The organism is Arthrobacter sp. HS15c, from assembly GCF_040812005.1.
Taxonomy (GTDB): domain Bacteria; phylum Actinomycetota; class Actinomycetes; order Actinomycetales; family Micrococcaceae; genus Arthrobacter.
The window spans coordinates 14,373-33,713 of record NZ_JBFOHM010000001.1; the positions used below are offsets into that span (position 1 = coordinate 14,373).

The 19,341-nt window shown below is 66.8% G+C and carries 16 protein-coding genes and 1 riboswitch; of the genes, 3 read left to right on the plus strand and 13 right to left on the minus strand.

What is annotated here, in order from left to right; translation table 11 throughout:
* Nucleotides 1-139: 139 nt before the first annotated feature.
* The 7 genes from trmD to ABV518_RS00115 form a co-directional block, all read right to left on the minus strand.
* Complete coding sequence (gene trmD / locus ABV518_RS00085; protein ID WP_367764807.1) at nt 140-940, minus strand: tRNA (guanosine(37)-N1)-methyltransferase TrmD; 801 nt, start codon at nt 938-940, stop codon at nt 140-142.
* Nucleotides 941-1,486 (minus strand): ribosome maturation factor RimM, encoded by a 546-nt coding sequence (gene rimM / locus ABV518_RS00090; protein WP_367764808.1) that lies wholly within the window; start codon nt 1,484-1,486, stop codon nt 941-943.
* Nucleotides 1,487-1,595: 109 nt separating this feature from the next.
* On the minus strand, nt 1,596-1,838 hold the full coding sequence (locus ABV518_RS00095) for an RNA-binding protein (RefSeq protein ID WP_066292169.1): 243 nt from the start codon (nt 1,836-1,838) through the stop codon (nt 1,596-1,598).
* Nucleotide 1,839: 1 nt separating this feature from the next.
* Nucleotides 1,840-2,253 carry a 30S ribosomal protein S16 gene (rpsP, locus tag ABV518_RS00100; RefSeq protein ID WP_367764809.1) on the minus strand — a complete coding sequence of 138 codons (414 nt, stop codon included), beginning with the start codon at nt 2,251-2,253 and terminating at the stop codon, nt 1,840-1,842.
* Between the two features lie 204 nt (nt 2,254-2,457).
* Complete coding sequence (locus ABV518_RS00105; RefSeq protein WP_367765309.1) at nt 2,458-2,895, minus strand: hypothetical protein; 438 nt, start codon at nt 2,893-2,895, stop codon at nt 2,458-2,460.
* A gap of 117 nt (nt 2,896-3,012) precedes the next feature.
* Complete coding sequence (locus ABV518_RS00110; protein ID WP_367764810.1) at nt 3,013-3,888, minus strand: VOC family protein; 876 nt, start codon at nt 3,886-3,888, stop codon at nt 3,013-3,015.
* A gap of 105 nt (nt 3,889-3,993) precedes the next feature.
* Complete coding sequence (locus ABV518_RS00115) at nt 3,994-5,076, minus strand: amidohydrolase family protein (RefSeq protein WP_367764811.1); 1,083 nt, start codon at nt 5,074-5,076, stop codon at nt 3,994-3,996.
* A 72-nt stretch (nt 5,077-5,148) separates the two neighbouring features.
* A riboswitch (TPP riboswitch) is annotated at nt 5,149-5,256 on the plus strand.
* Here ABV518_RS00115 and thiC point away from each other — a divergent pair.
* The gene (gene thiC / locus ABV518_RS00120; protein WP_367764813.1) at nt 5,251-7,059 is read left to right on the plus strand and encodes a phosphomethylpyrimidine synthase ThiC; all 1,809 of its coding nucleotides are present in this window, start codon (nt 5,251-5,253) and stop codon (nt 7,057-7,059) included. (Overlaps the previous riboswitch by 6 nt.)
* Nucleotides 7,060-7,130: 71 nt before the next feature.
* Here the strand turns inward: thiC and ABV518_RS00125 are convergent, their stop codons facing one another.
* Both ABV518_RS00125 and ffh read right to left on the minus strand, forming a co-directional pair.
* Nucleotides 7,131-7,865, minus strand: coding sequence for an alpha/beta fold hydrolase (locus ABV518_RS00125; RefSeq protein ID WP_367764814.1), 735 nt, complete (start codon nt 7,863-7,865; stop codon nt 7,131-7,133).
* A gap of 103 nt (nt 7,866-7,968) precedes the next feature.
* A complete protein-coding gene (gene ffh, locus ABV518_RS00130) occupies nt 7,969-9,552 on the minus strand; it encodes a signal recognition particle protein (RefSeq protein WP_367764815.1) in 1,584 nt (527 codons plus the stop codon).
* A gap of 144 nt (nt 9,553-9,696) precedes the next feature.
* Between ffh and ABV518_RS00135 the strand changes: the two genes are divergently transcribed.
* Complete coding sequence (locus ABV518_RS00135) at nt 9,697-11,100, plus strand: glucose-6-phosphate dehydrogenase (RefSeq protein WP_367764816.1); 1,404 nt, start codon at nt 9,697-9,699, stop codon at nt 11,098-11,100.
* Nucleotides 11,101-11,178: 78 nt separating this feature from the next.
* Here the strand turns inward: ABV518_RS00135 and ABV518_RS00140 are convergent, their stop codons facing one another.
* Both ABV518_RS00140 and ABV518_RS00145 read right to left on the minus strand, forming a co-directional pair.
* Nucleotides 11,179-11,517 (minus strand): P-II family nitrogen regulator, encoded by a 339-nt coding sequence (locus tag ABV518_RS00140; RefSeq protein ID WP_131131786.1) that lies wholly within the window; start codon nt 11,515-11,517, stop codon nt 11,179-11,181.
* A complete protein-coding gene (locus tag ABV518_RS00145; RefSeq protein WP_367764818.1) occupies nt 11,514-12,863 on the minus strand; it encodes an ammonium transporter in 1,350 nt (449 codons plus the stop codon). The genes ABV518_RS00140 and ABV518_RS00145 overlap by 4 nt, the downstream gene beginning before the upstream one ends.
* Before the next feature lie 226 nt (nt 12,864-13,089).
* Between ABV518_RS00145 and ABV518_RS00150 the strand changes: the two genes are divergently transcribed.
* Nucleotides 13,090-14,346, plus strand: a complete 1,257-nt coding sequence (locus ABV518_RS00150; protein ID WP_367764819.1) for an MFS transporter — start codon at nt 13,090-13,092, stop codon at nt 14,344-14,346.
* A 39-nt stretch (nt 14,347-14,385) separates the two neighbouring features.
* Here the strand turns inward: ABV518_RS00150 and ftsY are convergent, their stop codons facing one another.
* Complete coding sequence (ftsY, locus tag ABV518_RS00155) at nt 14,386-15,594, minus strand: signal recognition particle-docking protein FtsY (protein WP_367764820.1); 1,209 nt, start codon at nt 15,592-15,594, stop codon at nt 14,386-14,388.
* A gap of 65 nt (nt 15,595-15,659) precedes the next feature.
* Nucleotides 15,660-19,250: a chromosome segregation protein SMC gene (gene smc, locus ABV518_RS00160; RefSeq protein ID WP_367764821.1), complete on the minus strand. Its 3,591-nt coding sequence runs from the start codon at nt 19,248-19,250 to the stop codon at nt 15,660-15,662.
* Between the last annotated feature and the right edge of the window lie 91 nt (nt 19,251-19,341).

The window sequence follows — 19,341 nt, forward strand, 5'->3', positions numbered from 1 at the left end:
CCTTCACTGATTGAAGGTCCCGGGGTGTCCGGCTGTTGGTTGCGCTCCCCCTGTAGCAGGTGCGGACCCAGCAGACACAAGGACTAATTTTGCCACATCCGGGGGCTTACAGCCAATCCCGGCCGACGGCGTGCACCCGTCAGTTGGGCGCGTCGGGCCGGGGACGGAGATGGCCGTCGACGACGTCGTACCCCAGGTCCGCGAATGCCGTGCGGTCCGCGCGGGGCAGCTTCCCGGCGTCGAACGTCGCCAGCAGGTCGGGACGGCGCTCGGCCGTCCGGCGGAACTGCTCATGGCGGCGCCACTGAGCGATCTTCCCATGGTTGCCGCTCAGGAGTACGGCCGGCACTTCGCGGTCCCGCCAGACGGAGGGTTTAGTGTAGACGGGGTATTCGAGCAGCCCGTCCGAATGTGACTCCTCCACCAGGGAATCGGGGTTGCCGACAACACCGGGCAGCAACCGGCCAATGGCCTCGACCATGGCCAGTACGGCCACTTCGCCGCCGTTCAGGACGTAGTCGCCCAGGCTCATGGGCCGCACCGTAAAGTGTTCTTCCGCCCATTCGATGACGCGTTCATCGATGCCCTCGTAGCGTCCGCAGGCGAAGACGAGCTGGTCCTCCTCGGCCAGCTCGTACGCCAGGGCCTGGCTGAAGCGCTCCCCCGCAGGCGACGGGACGATCAGCACGGGCTTGGCTGCCTTGCCTCCGCTGGCCGCTGCCACGGACGCCAGGGCCTGCGCCCATGGTTCGGCCTTCATCACCATGCCGGCGCCGCCGCCGTAGGGGGTGTCGTCCACGGAGCGGTGCTTGTCCGTGGTGAAGTCGCGCAGGTCGTGGACCAGCAGGTCCAGCAGGCCGTCCTGGCGGGCCTTCCCGATGAGGGACAGCTCCAGGGGCGCCAGGTATTCCGGGAAGATGCTGACGACGTCGATTCTCATCTACGCGTGGTCCCCCGGTCCGGCGGCACCGGCGTCGTCGGTGTTGACGTCAAACAGGCCATCCGGCGGAGTCAGCAGGACAAACCCTTCGGCGACGTTGACCTCGGGGACGATCTGCTCCACGAACGGAATCAGGATTTCCTTGCCGTCCGGGGCTTCGACCACCAACAGGTCCTGGACGGGCATGGTGTGCAGGGCCGCGATCTTGCCCACCACCTGTGAGCCGACCCGGGCCTCGAGGCCCACCAGCTCGTGCTCGTACCAGCCTTCGTCGTCGTCTTCGTCCAGCTCTTCGGTTTCGATGAACAGTTTGGCGCCGCGGAGGGTCTCCGCTTCGTTCCGCGTCTCGATCCCGTCGAAGGCGAGGAGCAGGATGTCCTTGTTCCAGCGGGCACTGACCACAGTCAGGGGACCGACTGAGGCGGGTTCCACCACGAACTCGGTGCCCGGAACGAACCGGTCCGCCGGCGCGTCAGTCAGCACCTGGACCGTCACTTCCCCGCGGATTCCATGCGGTTTGCCGATTCGTGCCACCTGAAGCTGCATCTGTTCCTCTGTTCATGGTTGTGCCGGATTAGGCGTGATGGTGAAAGCACTCCGGCCCCTCCACCGTTGGTGGAAGGGCCGGAGCAAAAAACTGATGTTGCCGAGCGCTTTAGCGGCGGCGGTCGGTGTCGACGACGTCGACCCTTACCGGCTCGCCGTCAGCCAGTGCCGCCACAACCGTGCGCAATGCGCGTGCCGTGCGGCCCTGACGGCCGATCACCCGTCCGAGATCGTCCTGATGAACGCGCACCTCGAGGGTGTCCCCACGGCGGTTGTTCTTCGAGGTGACCTTGACGTCTTCCGGGGAATCAACGATTCCGCGGACCAGGTGTTCGAGCGCTTCAGCCAGCAATCTACTCAGCCTCGGTGGTCTCTGCTTCGGCCTCGGCCGGGGCGTCAGACTGCTTGGACTTCTTGGTGATCGCTTCCGGGATGATCACGGAACCCTTCTCCGGAGCAACGAAGGCGGCCTTCGGAGCTTTGGTCTTCAGGGTGCCTTCCTGGCCCGGGAGGCCCTTGAACTTCTGCCAGTCACCGGTGATCTTGAGGATCGCGGCAACCTGCTCGGACGGCTGTGCGCCGACGCCGAGCCAGTACTGGGCACGCTCGGAGTCAACCTCGATGTATGAGGGCTCTTCGGTGGGGTGGTACTTGCCGATTTCTTCGATTGCACGGCCATCACGCTTGGTGCGTGAGTCTGCAACGACGATGCGGTAATACGGTGCGCGCATCTTGCCAAAGCGCTTAAGGCGAATCTTTACGGCCACTTTTGTGGTCACTCCTGTTTCAGAAAAGGGGTGAACCCGACGTTCTGCACCCGTGGGGCGGGCCATACTTGAGGGTTCGAAGGACAGGATCCGGACGCGGAGAGAGGGGCCACGCAGATCGAGTACCTGTTTATTGTGCCAGATCAGGGCCCGGATTTCGACTTGGCTCGGATCTGCCGGACCTGCGGCAGGGCAGCGGGAGCCTCAGGACGACCAGACGTACAGCCCGGTACGGTCGGCGTCGTCAACTGCACTCGCCAGTTCCGCGAGCTGCTGCACGTATTTCCTGGCCTCTGTCGCATCAAACGGCATGTCGTCCTGGGCCGCCCATTGTTCGGCGACATCGTCCAGCACGTTGCCTTCGCCTTCGGTTTCGTAGCTGAGCAGTTCCGCGAGCGCCCGGACCATGGCGGGTGGAACCCCGAGCAGTGAATCACTGGCCACGTCAACCATGGCCAGCTCGTAGTCCGCTCCCCCGGCGTGCACGGCGGCGCCGGCGAGATCCCCGAGCTGTTCAATCTCGAAATCGCTGATCCCGGGAATCCGAAGACCGGCAGGGGCGGGGGAACCGCCGTCGTCCAGGATCCCGGCACGCTTCAGCGCGGCGTCGTGGGTTGAAACAAAGATTTCGGTGAAGCCCATGGGAATCGCCCTCATTCCGTCGACGGTGCGGCCCTGGCGGGCAGCTTCACGGGCTGCCCCGGCCGTTCGGAATCAGCCTAGTACACCGCCTGCCGCACATCCGGCCGCCGCACCTGGCTAGCGGACGGCGACGCGGAGGCGGTTGCGCCAGGGATCTTCGAACCGCAGCTCCGCTCCGGTATGGTGGCTGTCCACCCCGGCGACTTTGAGCCGGTCGGCAAGGGCTCCGACGTCGTCGCCCGACGGCACTTCGATGAGCACCTCACCCAGGCCGAGGGTATCTTTCCGGGGACCGGCGCCGCGGCTGTTCCAGACATTCATGGCCATGTGGTGGTGATAGCGGCCGGCTGAGACAAAAAGCGCCTGCCCGTGCCAGCCTGCGGTTTTTTCGAACCCCAGCGTGCCCACATAGAAGTCCTGGGCGGTATGGACGTCGCCGACCTGGAGGTGGACGTGCCCCACTCCGGCGGCCGTCCGCTGCTGGCCCTCGACCGACTCCTGGGTGAGGTGCTGCTCCAGGTAGCGCTGGGGAGGCAGGGCCAGGCTGTCCATGACCACCTCAGTCCCGTTCCACGACCAGTTTTTGCGCGGCCGGTCCCAGTAGAGCTCGATGCCGTTGCCTTCCGGATCGTTGAAGTAGAAGGCTTCACTGACCAGGTGGTCCGCGCTTCCGGTGAAGGAGCGCGGCTCGTATTGGGCCGCGGACGCGACGGTGGCCGCCAGGGCTGTCTGGTCCTCAAAGAGCAGGGCCGTGTGGAACAGGCCGGCTTCTCCCCTGCCGGGCAGGTTCAGCCCGGGAGCGGTGGCGAGATGGACCAGCGGTTTTCCCAGCCGGCCCAGATACAGGCCGCCGTCCTGTTCGGCCACAACATCGAGGCCCAGCGCGCGCTGGTAGTAGTCGGTCATGAGCTTCATGTCGCCCACCTTGAGCATCACGGTGCCCATGGTGAGCTCGGCAGGTAGAAGGTCCTGGCTGGTGGGTTCTGCGGTCATCGAAAACTCCCGGTCCGGTGGCCGCCGGGTTTCGGTGGCCTCTACTAATCTAAATTACTTGAAGCTTCAATTTATTCCCAGTGGCGCCGGTGTGATCTTCAACCGTCAGCGGATCAGTTCTCCGCGCAGCACAACGTTCCTGAGCGAGGCGACGGTTGTAAGCACCTCCCGCGGGTCGTACCGGCAGACCACCACGTCAGCGCTGGCGCCTTCGGAGATCCCGTCAGCGCCGAGCCAGCTCCGCGCGCCCCAGCAGGCTGAGTCCAGCGCCGCCGCCGGAGGCAGGCCTGCCCGGTGCAGCGCCAGGATTTCGTCGGCGATCCGTCCGTGCCGGATGACGCTGCCGGCGTCGGTCCCCGCATAGATCGTTACGCCGGCCTCAAACGCTTCCAGCACCCGTCCGGCCCTGCGCTCCCACAGCGCACGCATGTGGGCGGCGTACCGCGGGAATTTGGCTTCGGCCTGGCGGGCGATGTCGGGGAAAGTGTCGATGTTGATCAGGGTCGGCACAATGGGCACGCCCTGCCCGGCGAGCCGCGGAAGGTGGCGGGGAAGCAGTCCGGTGGCGTGCTCGATGCAGTCGATGCCGGCGTCAAGCATCTGGTCCAGGGTGTCTTCGGCGAAGCAGTGGGCGGTCACGCGGACGCCCTCGTCGTGCGCCGCCTGCACGGCATCACGAACGACGCCGTCGGGAAACGACGGAGCGAGGTCGCCGGCGCCGCGGTCGATCCAGTCCCCCACCAGCTTGACCCAGCCGTCGCCGGCCCGCGCCTGCTTGCGCACCGCCTCCACCAGGCCATCAGGCTCCACCTCGACGGCGAAGTCCCTCAGGTAGCGCCGGGAACGGGCAATGTGCCGCCCCGCGCGGATGAGCCGGGGCATGTCGTGGCGCTGCTGCAGCCAGCGCGTATCGCTCGCCGCACCGGCGTCGCGGACCAGGAGGGTGCCGGCGTCCCGGTCGGTGCGGGCCTGTTCTTCGGCCACCCCATCCGGCACGGCGCCGCCGGGTCCCAGGCCGATGTGGCAGTGGGCATCAACGAACCCGGGGAGGACCCAGCCGTCGAGCACAACATCCGGTGCGGCGGCGGGCCGGTGGAACGTGAGGCGGCCGTCGACGGACCACAGCCCCTGCCGTTCCTCGTTGGGTCCGGTGAGCACAGTTCCGCTGAATTCGATGATTCCGGCCATGGCACCAGCCTAATCCGCTGACGACGGTGCGGTCGCGGCAGGGACGCCCCGCCCGGACCTGTGGTAGCTTCATCTAGACCACACGGGAGCCCTTGCAGGGGCTGAGATCGGGCTGACGCAGCCTGCGACCGTTGAACCTGTCCGGGTAATGCCGGCGAAGGAAGTGAGTATTCATTGAGTACACAAGAAACACAGCTGATCCCTGCCCAAAATGCGGCGGCCGCCTCTGAAACCCAGTCGCTGAAGTCCCACTCGCTGGCTTTCATCAACGATGAAGCCACCGGGATCCGGGTGCCGGTCACCGAGATCGCGCTGGAGCCGTCGCCCAACGGCGAGGCGAACGGTCCTTTCCGGACCTACCGCACCGCCGGCCCGGGCAGCGATCCGGTGGTGGGCCTTAACCCGTTCCGCTCCGAGTGGATCGAGGCCCGCGGCGATACGGAGCCCTACAGCGGCCGGGAACGGAACCTGCTCGACGACGGCAAGTCGGCCGTGCGCCGAGGCGCTGCGTCGGCGGAGTGGAAGGGCGCACAGCCGGTGCCCCGCCGCGCCGTCGAAGGCCGGACCGTCACCCAGATGCACTACGCGAAGCACGGGGTCATCACCCCCGAAATGCAGTTCGTCGCCCTCCGCGAAAACTGCGACGTGGAGCTGGTCCGCAGCGAAGTGGCCGCGGGACGTGCGATCATCCCCAACAACATCAACCACCCGGAATCCGAGCCGATGATCATCGGCAAGGCCTTCCTGGTGAAGATCAACGCCAACATCGGCAACTCGGCCGTGACCAGCTCCATCGCCGAGGAAGTGGACAAACTCCAGTGGGCCACCCAGTGGGGCGCCGATACAGTGATGGACCTGTCCACGGGGGATGACATCCACACCACCCGTGAATGGATCATCCGCAACTCCCCCGTGCCCATCGGCACCGTGCCCATCTACCAGGCGCTGGAGAAGGTCAACGGCGAGGCCAACAAGCTGACGTGGGAAATCTTCCGCGACACCGTGATTGAGCAGTGCGAGCAGGGCGTGGACTACATGACCATCCACGCCGGCGTCCTGCTGCGTTATGTGCCGCTGACGGCCAACCGCGTGACCGGCATCGTCTCCCGGGGCGGCTCCATCATGGCCGGCTGGTGCCTGGCCCACCACCAGGAGAACTTCCTGTACACGCACTTCGACGAGCTGTGCGAAATCTTCGCCAAGTACGACGTCGCGTTCTCGCTCGGCGACGGACTGCGGCCGGGTGCCACGGCAGACGCGAACGACGCCGCCCAGTTCGCCGAACTGGACACTCTCGCTGAACTGACCCAGCGGGCCTGGGAATTCGATGTGCAGGTCATGGTGGAAGGCCCGGGCCACGTGCCGTTCCACCTGGTCCGCGAGAACGTGGAACGCCAGCAGGAGCTGTGCAAGGGAGCCCCCTTCTACACGCTCGGGCCGCTGGTGACGGACATAGCACCTGGCTACGACCACATCACCTCGGCCATCGGCGCCACGGAAATCGCGCGCTACGGCACCGCCATGCTCTGCTACGTCACGCCCAAGGAACACCTCGGCCTGCCGAACAAGGACGATGTGAAAACCGGTGTGATCACCTACAAGATCGCAGCCCACGCAGCCGACCTTGCCAAGGGCCACCCCGGCGCGCATGAACGCGACGACGCCCTCTCCAAGGCCCGGTTCGAGTTCCGCTGGCGGGACCAGTTCGCACTGTCCCTGGACCCGGTGACCGCGGAAGCGTTCCACGACGAGACACTGCCGGCCGAGCCGGCGAAGACGGCCCACTTCTGCTCCATGTGCGGCCCGAAATTCTGCTCCATGCGGATCAGCCAGGACATCCGGGATGAGTATGGATCAGCGGAATCACAGGCTGCCCTGGCGGAAATGGCGGCCGGGATGCGCGAAAAGAGCGAGGAGTTCCTCGCGGCAGGCGGAAAGGTCTACCTGCCTGACCTGGAGGTACCCGAAGCCGCCCGCCGCTAGCGGGCTTGAGGCTCTGTCCGGCCGGCATTTGGGGGCTGGCCGGACGGATGCACCTGAACAAAGCATTCGGGTCAGGACGCCCTGAGCTGCCGCCGCCGGCTGACGTCGGCTATGAACGAACGGATGTAGCGGTCGCCTTCGGGGGAATCCTGGGGGCGGTGGCCTCCCGCGGCGTGGCGGTGCAGGGCGCCTGTTTCCCTGAGGTACCCGGCGATCTCTTCGTAAAGGGGTTCCCAGCCGCCGGTCAGGACCAGGGTGGGGACACCGGGAACGATCTGCAGCGGCGCTTCCCAGGAGGGAGCCTGAAGCCGGAGCCGCCGCGCCGACCTTTTTTCCTCCTGTGTGGCCGGCTCCTCGAGGTCCGCCGCGTAGACGCGGCGGATAAACTCCCGCTGGAAGTCCTCATCACCCAGTTGGTGGCGGACATCAAAGAGCGGCTGCATGAGTTCCCGGTGCGCCGCCGTCGCCGGCAGCTCCGCCGTCAGGGACAGGCAGGCCGGCTCCACCAGCGTCAGCGAATACACCAGGTCCGGGCGCTCGACGGCGGCCATCATCGCCGAGATCGCGCCCTGGGAATGCGCCACAATGTGGCCACCGGCCGCTCCCCGGCCGTCATCGGCAAGGGACCTCAGGACGATCGCTGTGTCCTCGGCGAAGGACGATTCCACCGGTTCAGCCACAGGATCGAAGCCGTGGCGCCGCAGGAACAGGGCGTCGTAGGCCAGGGCCATGCCGTGCTGCCGGGGCCAGGCAGCCGAGCCGAAGCTTCCGGCGCCGTGCACGAACACTACCCTCTGCTTGAACATGACCCAACCCTATTCCACGGCCCCCGCATCCGAACCACGTAGCGCCAAGTGTCGTTTAGGCCGCCCGCGCCGACACTTCGCGCGACCCAGTTGGGGGACGTGGTTATTTGCCGAGGAACTTGTCGAAGCCCTTGGGCAGGTTGAGCTGCGAAGGATCGAAGTCGCCGGCCTGCTGGCCGAACGCCGCGCCCGTGGGGAGCGCCTTCGCTGCTCCGGCGCGCCGGGCCTCGGCGTCCCTGAGCTCCTGGGCTGCCTTGGCCGGGTTGCCGGAACGGGCCTTCTTCTTTGGGGCGTTCTTGGCGCCCTTGCGTGCGCCGCCGCCGGGGCCACCCATTCCCGGCATACCCGGCATACCGGGCATGCCGCCGCCCTGGGCCATCTTCTTCATCATCTTCTGGGCCTGGGCGAAGCGTTCCAGCAGCCCGTTGACTTCTGAGACGTGCACGCCGGAGCCGCGGGCAATGCGTGCCCGGCGGGAGCCGTTGATGATCTTGGGGGCAACGCGTTCGTGCGGCGTCATGGACCGGACGATTGCCTCGACGCGGTCGATCTCCCGCTCATCGAACTGCTCCAGCTGCTGGCGGATGTTCTGCGCTCCGGGCATCATCATCAGCATTTTCTTCATGGAGCCCATGTTGCGGATCTGCTGCATCTGCGCCAGGAAGTCATCCAGGGTGAAGTCTTCCTGGTCGGCGAATTTCTTCGCCATCCGGGCCGCTTCATCCTTGTCCCAGTTCTTTTCAGCCTGCTCGATCAGGGTGAGGACGTCGCCCATGTCCAGGATGCGGGACGCCATCCGGTCCGGGTGGAACAGCTCAAAGTCGTCCACGCCCTCGCCGGTGGAGGCGAACATGACCGGCTTGCCGGTGACCGACGCGACGGAGAGGGCGGCACCGCCGCGGGCGTCGCCGTCGAGCTTGGAGAGCACGATGCCGGTGAAGTTGACACCCTCATCGAACGCGACCGCCGTGTTCACGGCGTCCTGGCCGATCATGGAGTCGATCACGAACAGCACTTCGTTGGGAACGATGGCCCGGCGGATCTGCCGCGCCTGTTCCATCATGTCGGCGTCGACGCCCAGGCGGCCGGCGGTGTCAACGATCACCACATCGTGGAGCTTCTGGCGGGCTTCCTCGACACCGGCGCGGGCCACGGCCACGGGATCGCCGGCGGGGTGCTCAAGCTCGTGCGTGGCGCCGGGGTGGGGTGCGAAGACCGGGACGCCGGCACGCTTGCCCACCACCTGGAGCTGGGTGACGGCGTTGGGCCGCTGGAGGTCGCAGGCGACCAGGATGGGGCTGTGGCCCTGAGCCTTAAGCCATTTGGCGAGCTTGCCGGCAAGGGTGGTTTTACCTGCACCCTGGAGGCCGGCGAGCATGATGACGGTGGGGCCGGTCTTGGCCAGGCGGATCCGGCGGGTCTCGCCGCCGAGGATCTCAACCAGTTCGTCGTTGACGATCTTGACGATCTGCTGGCTGGGATTCAGCGCGCCGGAGACCTCTTCACCCAGGGCCCGCTCGCGGACACGGGCAGTGAATTCGCGCACCACCGGAACGGCAACGTCGGCATCCAGCAGGGCGCGGCGGATCTCCCGGACTGTGGCATCGACATCGGCCTCGGTGAGGCGGCCCTTGCCACGGAGATTCTTGAAGGTTGCTGTCAACCGGTCAGAGAGTGAATTGAACACGCGCCGTGCACTTCTTTCAGTGGATGGACGGATGGCGGCCCTGCGGCACACCAGCGCCTCGGCTGTTGTTTCCAACTGCTTCGGCGACGGGACTCGACTATCTAGGGTACCAAGACGGACCTTCAAGATGGCATGCTGGCTTAGGTGACGAGCCTAACGACTGTAAAAACCCTGCTCATTCTTGGTGCTTCCGGCGATCTCACGGGCCGGCTGCTGCTTCCCGGGCTCGCCCGGCTGGTGGCGAAGGGACGCGCGGAAGGCCTCAAACTGGTGGGGGCCGGCTCCGACGCGTGGACTCCGGAACAGTGGCAGGCCCGGGTCCACGACGCCTTCGCCGCCGCCTCCGAATCCGCTGACGCCGCCGGACGGAAGGCTTTGGCGGCCATGGAGGCCGGCACCTCCTACCATCAGCTGGACGTCACGGCGGACGGGCCGCTTGCCTCCTTGCTGGCTTCGCTGGACGCGCCGGCCGCCGTCTACTTCGCCCTTCCGCCGCAGGTCAGCCAGAGGGCCTGTGAAACCCTCAAGCCTGGCCAGGTACCGGCCGGGACGCGCCTGGTCATGGAGAAGCCGTTCGGCTCGGGAGAGGCATCCGCCCGCTCCCTCAACCGGACACTCACGGCATTGGTGCCCGAGGACCACATCCACCGGGTGGACCATTTCCTCGGCAAGGCCACCGTCCTGAACATCCTGGGCCTGCGCTTTGCCAACAACTTCCTGGAACCGGTCTGGAACCGGGAGCATGTGGAGAAAGTGGAGATCATCTTTGACGAGGACCTGGCGCTGGAGGGGCGGGCGCGCTACTACGACAACGCGGGAGCCCTGCGGGACATGATCCAGAGCCACCTGCTGCAGATCATGGCGCTGATGGCCATCGAACCGCCGGCCAGCGTCGGCGAACGGGACCTGCGCGACGCCGTCTCGACGGTGCTGCGTGCCAGCAGCGTCAAGCCACCGTACGCACGGTCCACCCGGCGGGCGAGGTACTCCGCCGGGGAACTGTCCGGCAAGCAGGTTCCGGACTACGTCAAGGAGGAAGGCGTCGACCCTTCCCGCGGTACCGAGACGCTCGCGGAAGTCACCGTGTCGATCGACAATTGGCGCTGGCGGGGCGTCCCATTCATCCTGCGCTCCGGCAAGGCCCTGGGCGTGAAACGAAAGGAGGCTGTGGTGACGTTCCGTCCCGTGCCCCATCTGCCCGTCGGTTTCACGGGCGTGGACGCCCCCAACCGGCTGCGGATCGGCTTTGGACCGGACACCCTGGACCTCGACGTCGATGTGAACGGCCCCGGCGACATTTTCAGCCTTGACCGGGCAACCCTTCATGCGGGGCTGAATGCCTCCGAGCTGCTCCCCTACGGCGAAGTGCTGGAGGGCGTGCTGAACGGCGACCCGCTGCTGTCCGTCCGCGGGGACACTGCCGAGGACTGCTGGCGGATTGTGGAACCGGTCCTCAAGGCATGGTCGCGGGGCACGGCGCCCCTGCAGGAGTACGACGCCGGGTCGTCGGGTCCTGCGGACTGGCCCGGGTCGGAGCCGGAAGAGTAAGGGGGCAGATGACAAGAGCGGGCAGGTAACCTTTCCAGGTTCCTGCCCGCTCTTTGCCTCTGGTTATCTGCCGGGTGGCTAGATTGCAGCTACCCCGCGCTCCCCGGTACGGACCCGGACTGCTTCGAAGACATCCATGGTCCAGACCTTGCCGTCACCTGCGCGTCCCGTGTTGGAACTTGCGATGATGACGTCGAGGATGTCGTCGGCCTGCTCGTCGGTAGCCAGCACCTCAACCCTGATCTTCGGCAGGAGGTCCACGTTGTATTCGGCTCCCCGGTACACCTCCGTGTATCCGCGTTGCCGGCCGTAGCCGCTTGCCGCGCTGACCGTCAGGCCCTGGACACCATAGGCTTCCAGGCCTTCCCGGATGGATTCGAGCTTCTCCGGCCTGACGATTGCTGTGATCAGTTTCATGCCCCCACGCTTTCCTTGCCTGTTGCTGATTCTGTCTTCTTGGAGCCGGCGGTTGCGCCCTCTTCCGGGGCTCCCTTGCCGGTGATCAGTTCGTGAAGGGGCTGGAAGCTGCCGCCGTGGCCGCCGACGCCGAACTCGTAAGCCGTTTCGGCGTGCAGGCTCAGGTCAACGCCCACCACTTCCTGCTCATCCGAGACCCGGAAGCCCATGGTCTTGTGGATGGCGAGGGCAATGATGGCGGTCAGGATGGCCGAGTAGGCGATGGCGATGCCGGCTGCTGCCAGCTGGGCCCACAACTGGGTGGCTCCGCCGCCGTAGAAGAGGCCGCCGCCCACGCCGTCGGCGGGGAGGGCGATGAAGCCCAGTGCGACGGTGCCGATGATGCCTGACACGAGGTGGACACCCACAACGTCGAGGGAGTCATCGAAGCCCCAGCGGAACTTGAGGCCGACGGCAAGGGCGGACGCGACACCGGCGACGACGCCGAGGCCGAGCGCGCCGACCGGGCTGACGTTGGCGCAGGCCGGGGTGATGGCAACCAGGCCGGCAACGACGCCGGAGGCGGCACCGAGGGAGGTGGGGTGGCCGTCGCGGATGCGTTCGGTGATGAGCCAGCCGAGCATTGCTGCTGCCGGGGCCGCGAGCGTGTTGACCCAGATCAGGCCGCCCTGCTCAGCGGTGGTGGCGGCGCCGCCGTTGAAGCCGAACCAGCCGAACCACAGGATGGCCGCGCCCAGCATCACGAACGGGATGTTGTGCGGGCGGTGGTTCGGGTCCTTGCCGAAGCCGCGGCGGTTGCCGATGATGAGCACCAGTACCAGGGCTGCCACGCCGGCGTTGATGTGCACCACGGTGCCGCCTGCGAAGTCAATGGCCGGGCCAAGCGCCTGGCCCACGGCGCCTTCGGGACCGAAGAGTCCGCCGCCCCACACCATGTAGGCAAGCGGGCAATAGACCAGCGTGACCCAGACGGGAACGAACACGGTCCAGGCGCCGAACTTGGCGCGGTCAGCGATCGCGCCGCTGATCAGGGCGACCGTGATGATGGCGAAGGTCGCGGCGTAACCGACCTTGATGAGGCCGTCAGGAGTGGTGATGCCCTCGAGCCCGAATGTTGCGAACGGGTTCCCGACAATCTGCAGGAATCCTTCGCCGGAGCTCATCGATGCACCCCAGAGAACCCAGACAACACCGACCATGCCGATGGAAATGAAGCTCATCATCATCATGTTCAGTGCGGCCTTGGCGCGCGTCATGCCGCCGTAGAAAAATGCCAGGCCCGGTGTCATAAACAGCACGAGTGCTGCCGCCACCATGAGCCATACGTGACCTGCGGTAAGTTCCATGGTGCACGTCCTCTCTCAGATCGATACTGCGGATCACTCCGCCTGCCAACGCCTTTTGCGTCCTATAAAGAGTCTGGTCGCGCTGTGTTTCGCCCACGGAGGATTTAGATTGCGCGTTTGTTACAACAACCTCTAGGAAGTAAATGGTGCATATCTGGCTTGTTACGGTTATGTTTCATCCCTCTCGCAAGCCACCCGTACCCGAAAGCGCAAGGACACCGGCCATATGACGTCTCCACCCCCTGTGAGCGGCGCCACGTCGCGGATCCCGGGCCCGAGTCGGCCTGGGCAGGACAAGCTTCCGCGCGACATCAAGGTGATGCTGGCCGCGGCGTTCCTTATTGCCCTCGGATTCGGGCTTGTTGCGCCTGTGTTGCCACAATTCGCCACAACCTTCGGGGTCGGCAATACCGAGGCAGCCGTGATCGTGGCCATCTTCGCGCTGATGCGCCTGGTCTTCGCCCCGGCCGGAGGGGCCCTGATCGCCCGGTGGGGTGAACGCCCGGTCTATGTTGCTGGACTCCTGATCGTGGCGGCGTCCACCGCAGCCTGCGCCTTCGCGCAGGGCTACTGGCAACTGCTGCTGTTCCGCGGCCTGGGCGGCATCGGTTCGGTCATGTTTACCGTGGCCTCCATGGCACTGGTGATCCGCCTGGCGCCGCCGGAGAGCCGGGGCCGGGTGTCCGGCGCCTACGCCTCGGCGTTCCTGGTCGGGAATGTCTGCGGCCCGATCGTCGGCGGCCTGCTCGCAGGCTTTGGCCTTCGGGTGCCTTTCCTCGCCTACGCCGCGGCGCTGGTGGTCGCCGCCGCCGTCGTCCAGACACAGCTCAGCCACGAGCGCAGGGAGGCCGGCCACGGGCAGGGGCGGAATCCCGACATGCGGCTGGCAGATGCCCTTGGCGTCGGAGCCTACCGGTCGGCGCTCGTCTCAAGCTTTGCGAACGGGTGGGCAACGTTTGGCGTCAGGATGGCGACGGTTCCGCTGTTTGCTGTGGCGGCCCTCGGCGCGGGGCCGGAGGCGGCGGGCCTTGCGCTGGCAGTGTTCGCCGCGGGCAACGCGGCGGCACTGACTGTCTCCGGCCGTCTCGCCGATTCACTGGGCCGCAAGCCCATGATGGTGACAGGCCTGCTCGTCACCGGCGTGGCCACTGCCGCCATTGGCTTCACGCACGAACTGGGCTGGTTCCTGCTGGCCTCCACTCTGGCCGGCATCGGTTCCGGTCTGCTGGGGCCGGCGCAGCAGGCCGCGGTCGCGGACGTGATCGGCTCCGGCCGCTCCGGCGGCAAGGTCCTGGCCGTCTACCAGATGACAGCCGACATTGGTGCCATTGCGGGGCCCATCCTGGCCGGTGTGCTCGCCGACCGGCTGGGCTACGGCTGGGCGTTCGGCGTCACGGGCGCCATCCTGGTCGTGGCAGCGGCCAGCTGGTCCGTCACGCGTGAACCGCTTAAACGCATCGAGGGTGGGATCCCGCCGCAATAGCCCGCGGCGGGATCCCACCCCTCGATGGACAACCCAGTGTCAGTTCAGCAGCGCGTCCACGAATCCCTCGGCCTCGAAGGGGGCGAGGTCGTCGGCGCCCTCGCCCAGGCCGATGAGCTTGACGGGCACACCGAGCGATTTCTGGATGGCGACGACGATCCCGCCCTTGGCAGTGCCGTCCAGCTTGGTCAGGACGATGCCGGTGATGTTGACCACCTCGGAGAAGACCCGTGCCTGGTTGAGTCCGTTCTGTCCGGTGGTGGCATCCAGGACCAGGAGCACTTCATCAACCTCGGCGAGCTTTTCGATGACGCGCTTGACCTTGCCTAGCTCGTCCATCAGGCCCACTTTGTTCTGCAGGCGCCCGGCGGTGTCAATCATCACAACGTCGACCTCCTGGTCGATGCCTGCCTTGACCGCCTCATAGGCGACGGACGCGGGGTCGGCGCCGTCGACGTCGGACTTCACGGTGGGGACTCCCACCCGCTGGCCCCAGGTGGCCAGCTGCTCCGCGGCCGCAGCGCGGAAGGTATCCGCCGCACCCAGCAGCACGTCTTTGTCTTCCGCAACGAGCACGCGGGCGAGCTTACCCACCGTGGTGGTTTTGCCGACGCCGTTGACCCCAACCACCATCACGACGGCCGGCTTGTCCGCATGGCGGGTGGTGTTCAGGCTGCGGTCCATGGTGGGATCCACCAGTTTGATGAGTTCTTCTCGCAGCAGGGCCTTGACCTGCTCCGGAGTCCGCGTGCCGAGGACCTTGACGCGTTCGCGCAATGCGTCCACCAGCTGCATGGTGGGTTCGGTTCCGAGGTCTGCCAGGAGGAGTGTTTCCTCGACTTCGTCCCAGACGTTCTCGTCGATCTTGTCGCTGGAGAGGAGGGCCAGCAGGCCCTTGCCAAGAATGTTGTTCGACCGGACCAGGCGTTCGCGCAGGCGGGTCAGCCGGCCGGCAACGGGAAGCGGGGTCTCCACCTGGATGGTTTCAAGGCCCGCCGCGTTATCGGGGACATCGGTTGTTTCCAGCCCGTCGACGTCGACGCCGGCAGGGCCGGTACGCTCCGCCGGCGCCACGGGGGCGTCCTCCAGCAGCGTTCCCCCGCCTTGCGGAGTTACCGGATCATTGGCGTCGCGGGTGCCCGGGTACTGGGTGATGTTCTTCCGCGCCTTCAGCAGGACCGGGATCAACCCACCAATAACCGCCAGGGCAGCAACTATGGACAGAATAATGGGGAGGATGTCATTCACTCCCCTAGCTTCTCACAACGTTTCACGCTGTTGTTCTGCGCATCCGGCTCCCACGTGCGGGAACGCTACACCTCGGCACCCAGTCGCTGGCTGATGACGGTGGAGACGCCGTCGCCGCGCATGGTGACGCCGTACAGCGCATCAGCCACTTCCATGGTCCGCTTTTGGTGCGTGATCACGATCAGCTGGCTGGACTCGCGGAGTTCCTCGAAGATGGTGATGAGCCTGCCCAGGTTGGTGTCGTCAAGGGCCGCCTCGACCTCGTCCATCACGTAGAACGGCGAGGGCCGTGCTTTGAAGATGGCCACCAGCAGGGCGACGGCGGTCAGGGACCGTTCGCCGCCGGAGAGCAGCGAGAGCCGCTTGATCTTCTTGCCGGCCGGACGCGCCTCCACCTCGATGCCGGTGGTGAGCATGTCTGAGGGGTCTGTCAGGACCAGGCGGCCCTCGCCGCCGGGAAAGAGGCGGGCGAAGACGCGGACGAACTGGGCCTGGGTGTCGTCAAAGGCTTCGGCGAAGACCCGCTGGACACGGTCGTCCACTTCCTTGATGATGTCCAGCAGGTCCTTGCGGCTGGACTTGAGGTCCTCCAGCTGGGTGCTGAGGAACTGGTGCCGTTCTTCCAGCGCGGCGAATTCCTCCAGTGCCAGCGGGTTGACCTTTCCCAGGGCGGACAAGTCCCTTTCGGCCTTTCGGAGGCGTTTCTCCTGCTCCTCCCGGACAAAGGGTTTGCCTTCCACGACCGGAGCGCCGGTGTCATCAACAGGTGCCCGGAGGGCTGCCCATTTGTCCTGGGTTTCATCTGCAGGGACAGGCACAGGAACGTCCGGTCCGAAGTCAGCCACCAGCAGGTCCGGGGTAATGCCGAGCTCCTCGATGGAGCGTGTTTCGAGGGCTTCGATCCGCGCCCGCTGCTGCGCACGCGCAAGCTCGTCCCGGTGGACCGAATCCGTCAGTTCTGCAAGCTCGCGGGCGAAGGCGTCGTTGGCGGTCCTGATCTCCAGCAGGGCGCCGTCGCGCTGTTCGCGGTTCTCTTCGGCGAGGTCGCGTTCATGCCTGGCCAGCTCCACGGACACATCGATGAAACGCAGGGCCAGCTCCACGCCTGCCTGCACCGCGGCGGCCCTCCTGGCCTGGATCCGGCGGCGGCGGGCCCGTTCGGCCGCTTCTTCCCGCGCCTTGCGTTCAGTGGCCGCGGCCCGTTCCAGCGACTGTGCCCGGTTCCGGGTGGCCGTCAGCTGTTCCTCCGTGCTGCGCAGCGACAGCCGAGCTTCCATCTCCGCCGAGCGTGCCTGCGACGCTGCCAGGGCCAGGGCATCCCGGTGTTCGGTGGAGGGTTCCTCTTCGGCCGGTGCCTGCTGCGCCGCGGCCAGCCGTTCCGTGATGGCTGCGAGCGCTTGTTCCTCGTTGGCCACGTTGGTTTCGGCCTTGGCGAGGGAGGCGGCAAGCCTGTCGCTCTCCCCCACGGCGCTGCGCAGGACGGAATTCAGGTGGCCCAGCCGCTCGGCGACCGCGGCGAGCCGGGCGTCGGATTCGTGCAGGCGGTCCAGGGCGGCCTCGGCCCTCGCCTGTGCTTCGGTGCGCCGGGCTTCGGCGCTGGCCAGTGCGAACCTGTTCCGTTCCAGGTCCGCGGTGACAGCGGCGAGCCGCGTCCCGGCGTCGTCGACGGCGGCCTGCACCTCCAGCAGGGACGGTGCCTTCGCCGAGCCGCCGGTGACCGTCAGCGCCGTGAAGACGTCCCCGGCCCGGGTCACCGCCGTCAGGTCCGGCCTGTCGGCAACCAGCTGTCCGGCGCTGTCCAGATCCTCAACCACGGCCACCCCCGCCAGGAGCGCCGCCACGGCGGGGCTAGTGCCCTCCACCGCGGAGGCAAGGTCGACGGCCCAGCGCGCACCCGCCGGCAACGTTTCGCCCAGCGGGACGCCCGGGTCCTGCACGGCAGCTGCTGACGCCAGCAGCAGGGACGCGCGCCCGCCGTCGTCGTCCTTCAGGAACTGCATGACCTCGGCAGCCACCGCCGGGTCCCGGACCACAATCGCTTCGGAGGCGTCGCCGAGGGCGGCGGCAATCGCCGTTTCGTACCCGGGGCTTATGGTGAGGTCCGATGCCAGGGTGCCAACGACGCCGTCCAGCCCGGCGTTGAGCGCATGCGCCGTGCCGTCCTTACGGTTGAGTCCGAGTTCGAGCGCATCCCGCCGGGCGGCCAGGGCGTCGCGTTCGCGGACCGCCTCTGCGCCGGCGGCAGTGAGGGCGGAGATCTCGTCACGGACGGCGTCGAGTTCGGCGCTGGCATCCTCATAGTCGGCGTCGAGGCTCTCCTCGCCTTCCTCGACCCCCGCCACCTGTGTCTCCAAAGCGGTGAACTCCGACTGGGCCTGCCGGCGGCGTTCCTGCCCCGCGGCGAGCGACTCACGGAGCCTGCCCAGCTCCGCCTGGGCGGATTCCACCCGCGACCGTGCGGCGCCAACCTGGCCGGCGAGCCGGGCCAGGCCTTCGCGCCGGTCCGCAGCGGCACGGAGGACGGCGGTCAGCCGCTTGTCCTCGATTGCCGCTTCGTGTTCAGCCCCGGTCTTGGCGGCAGTCGCTGACTCCAGGGCGCTGCGCCTGTCCAGGATGTGGCGGTCAAGTTCCGTCAGTTCGTCCCGGACCCGGGCAGCCTGCCGTTCGAGCTGTTCAGGATCCCGCCCGGAGTACGGCTCAGCGTCCACCGCTCCCAGCAGGCGGCCGCGTTCCTGGGCCAGCGAGCCCAGGGAACGGAGCCGTTCCCGCGCTGCGGACAGCCTGTACCAGGTGTCCTGCGCCGCGTTGAGGAGCGGGGTGGCCTCGGCTGCCAGCTGCTCCATGGCGGCCTGTTTCCTGCGCCCGGATTCCAGTTCCTTCCCGACGACGCTGCGGCGGGCCTTCAGCGCCTCCTCATCCGCCACGTCCTGGTCGAGGGCTGCCTGGTGCCGGACCAGGTCATCGGCGAGCAGCCGCGCACGTGCGTCGCGGACGTCGAACTGGACGCGCTGGGCGCGGCGGGCCACATCGGCCTGCTTGCCCAGCGGGGTGAGCTGCCGCCGGATCTCGCCGGTGAGGTCGCTCAGGCGCTGGAGGTTGGCCTGCATCGCTTCCAGCTTGCGGACGGTCTTTTCCTTGCGGCGGCGGTGTTTCAGGATCCCTGCCGCCTCTTCGATGAAGCCGCGGCGGTCTTCCGGGGTGGCGTGCAGGACCTTGTCCAGCTGGCCCTGGCCGACGATCACGTGCATCTCCCGGCCCAGGCCGGAATCGGAAAGCAGCTCCTGGATATCGAGCAGCCGGCAGCTGGCACCATTAATGGCGTATTCGGAACCCCCGGTGCGGAAGAGGGTCCGCGAGATGGTGATCTCGCTGTACTCGATCGGGAGTGCCCCGTCAGCGTTGTCGATGGTCAGGGACACGTGGGCCCGCCCCAGCGGGGGCCGCCCGGAGGTCCCGGCGAAAATGACGTCTTCCATTTTGCCGCCGCGCAGCGTTTTTGCTCCCTGCTCGCCCATGACCCAGGAGAGCGCGTCCACCACGTTGGACTTTCCGGAACCGTTCGGCCCCACCACTGCGGTGACTCCGGGTTCAAAGTCGAAGGTGGTGGCTGACGCGAACGACTTGAACCCCCGGACGGTAAGGCTTTTAAGGTGCAAGGTGTTTCTGGTCTCCTGAGTGGCTGAAGCGGCTGCTCTGCTGCCCCAAATCTACTGCGTCACTGCGGGTTTCCACGGATTTGCAGCAGTT

Coding starts and splice junctions, on each gene's coding strand:
- ABV518_RS00150 (WP_367764819.1), top strand. CDS start 13,090: ATGACGTCTCCACCCCCTGTGAGCGGCGCCACGTCGCGGATCCCGGGC.
- ABV518_RS00125 (WP_367764814.1), bottom strand. CDS start 7,865: ATGTTCAAGCAGAGGGTAGTGTTCGTGCACGGCGCCGGAAGCTTCGGC.
- rimM (WP_367764808.1), bottom strand. CDS start 1,486: ATGCAGCTTCAGGTGGCACGAATCGGCAAACCGCATGGAATCCGCGGG.
- ABV518_RS00140 (WP_131131786.1), bottom strand. CDS start 11,517: ATGAAACTGATCACAGCAATCGTCAGGCCGGAGAAGCTCGAATCCATC.
- ABV518_RS00105 (WP_367765309.1), bottom strand. CDS start 2,895: ATGGGCTTCACCGAAATCTTTGTTTCAACCCACGACGCCGCGCTGAAG.
- trmD (WP_367764807.1), bottom strand. CDS start 940: ATGAGAATCGACGTCGTCAGCATCTTCCCGGAATACCTGGCGCCCCTG.
- ABV518_RS00145 (WP_367764818.1), bottom strand. CDS start 12,863: ATGGAACTTACCGCAGGTCACGTATGGCTCATGGTGGCGGCAGCACTC.
- ABV518_RS00115 (WP_367764811.1), bottom strand. CDS start 5,076: ATGGCCGGAATCATCGAATTCAGCGGAACTGTGCTCACCGGACCCAAC.
- ABV518_RS00110 (WP_367764810.1), bottom strand. CDS start 3,888: ATGACCGCAGAACCCACCAGCCAGGACCTTCTACCTGCCGAGCTCACC.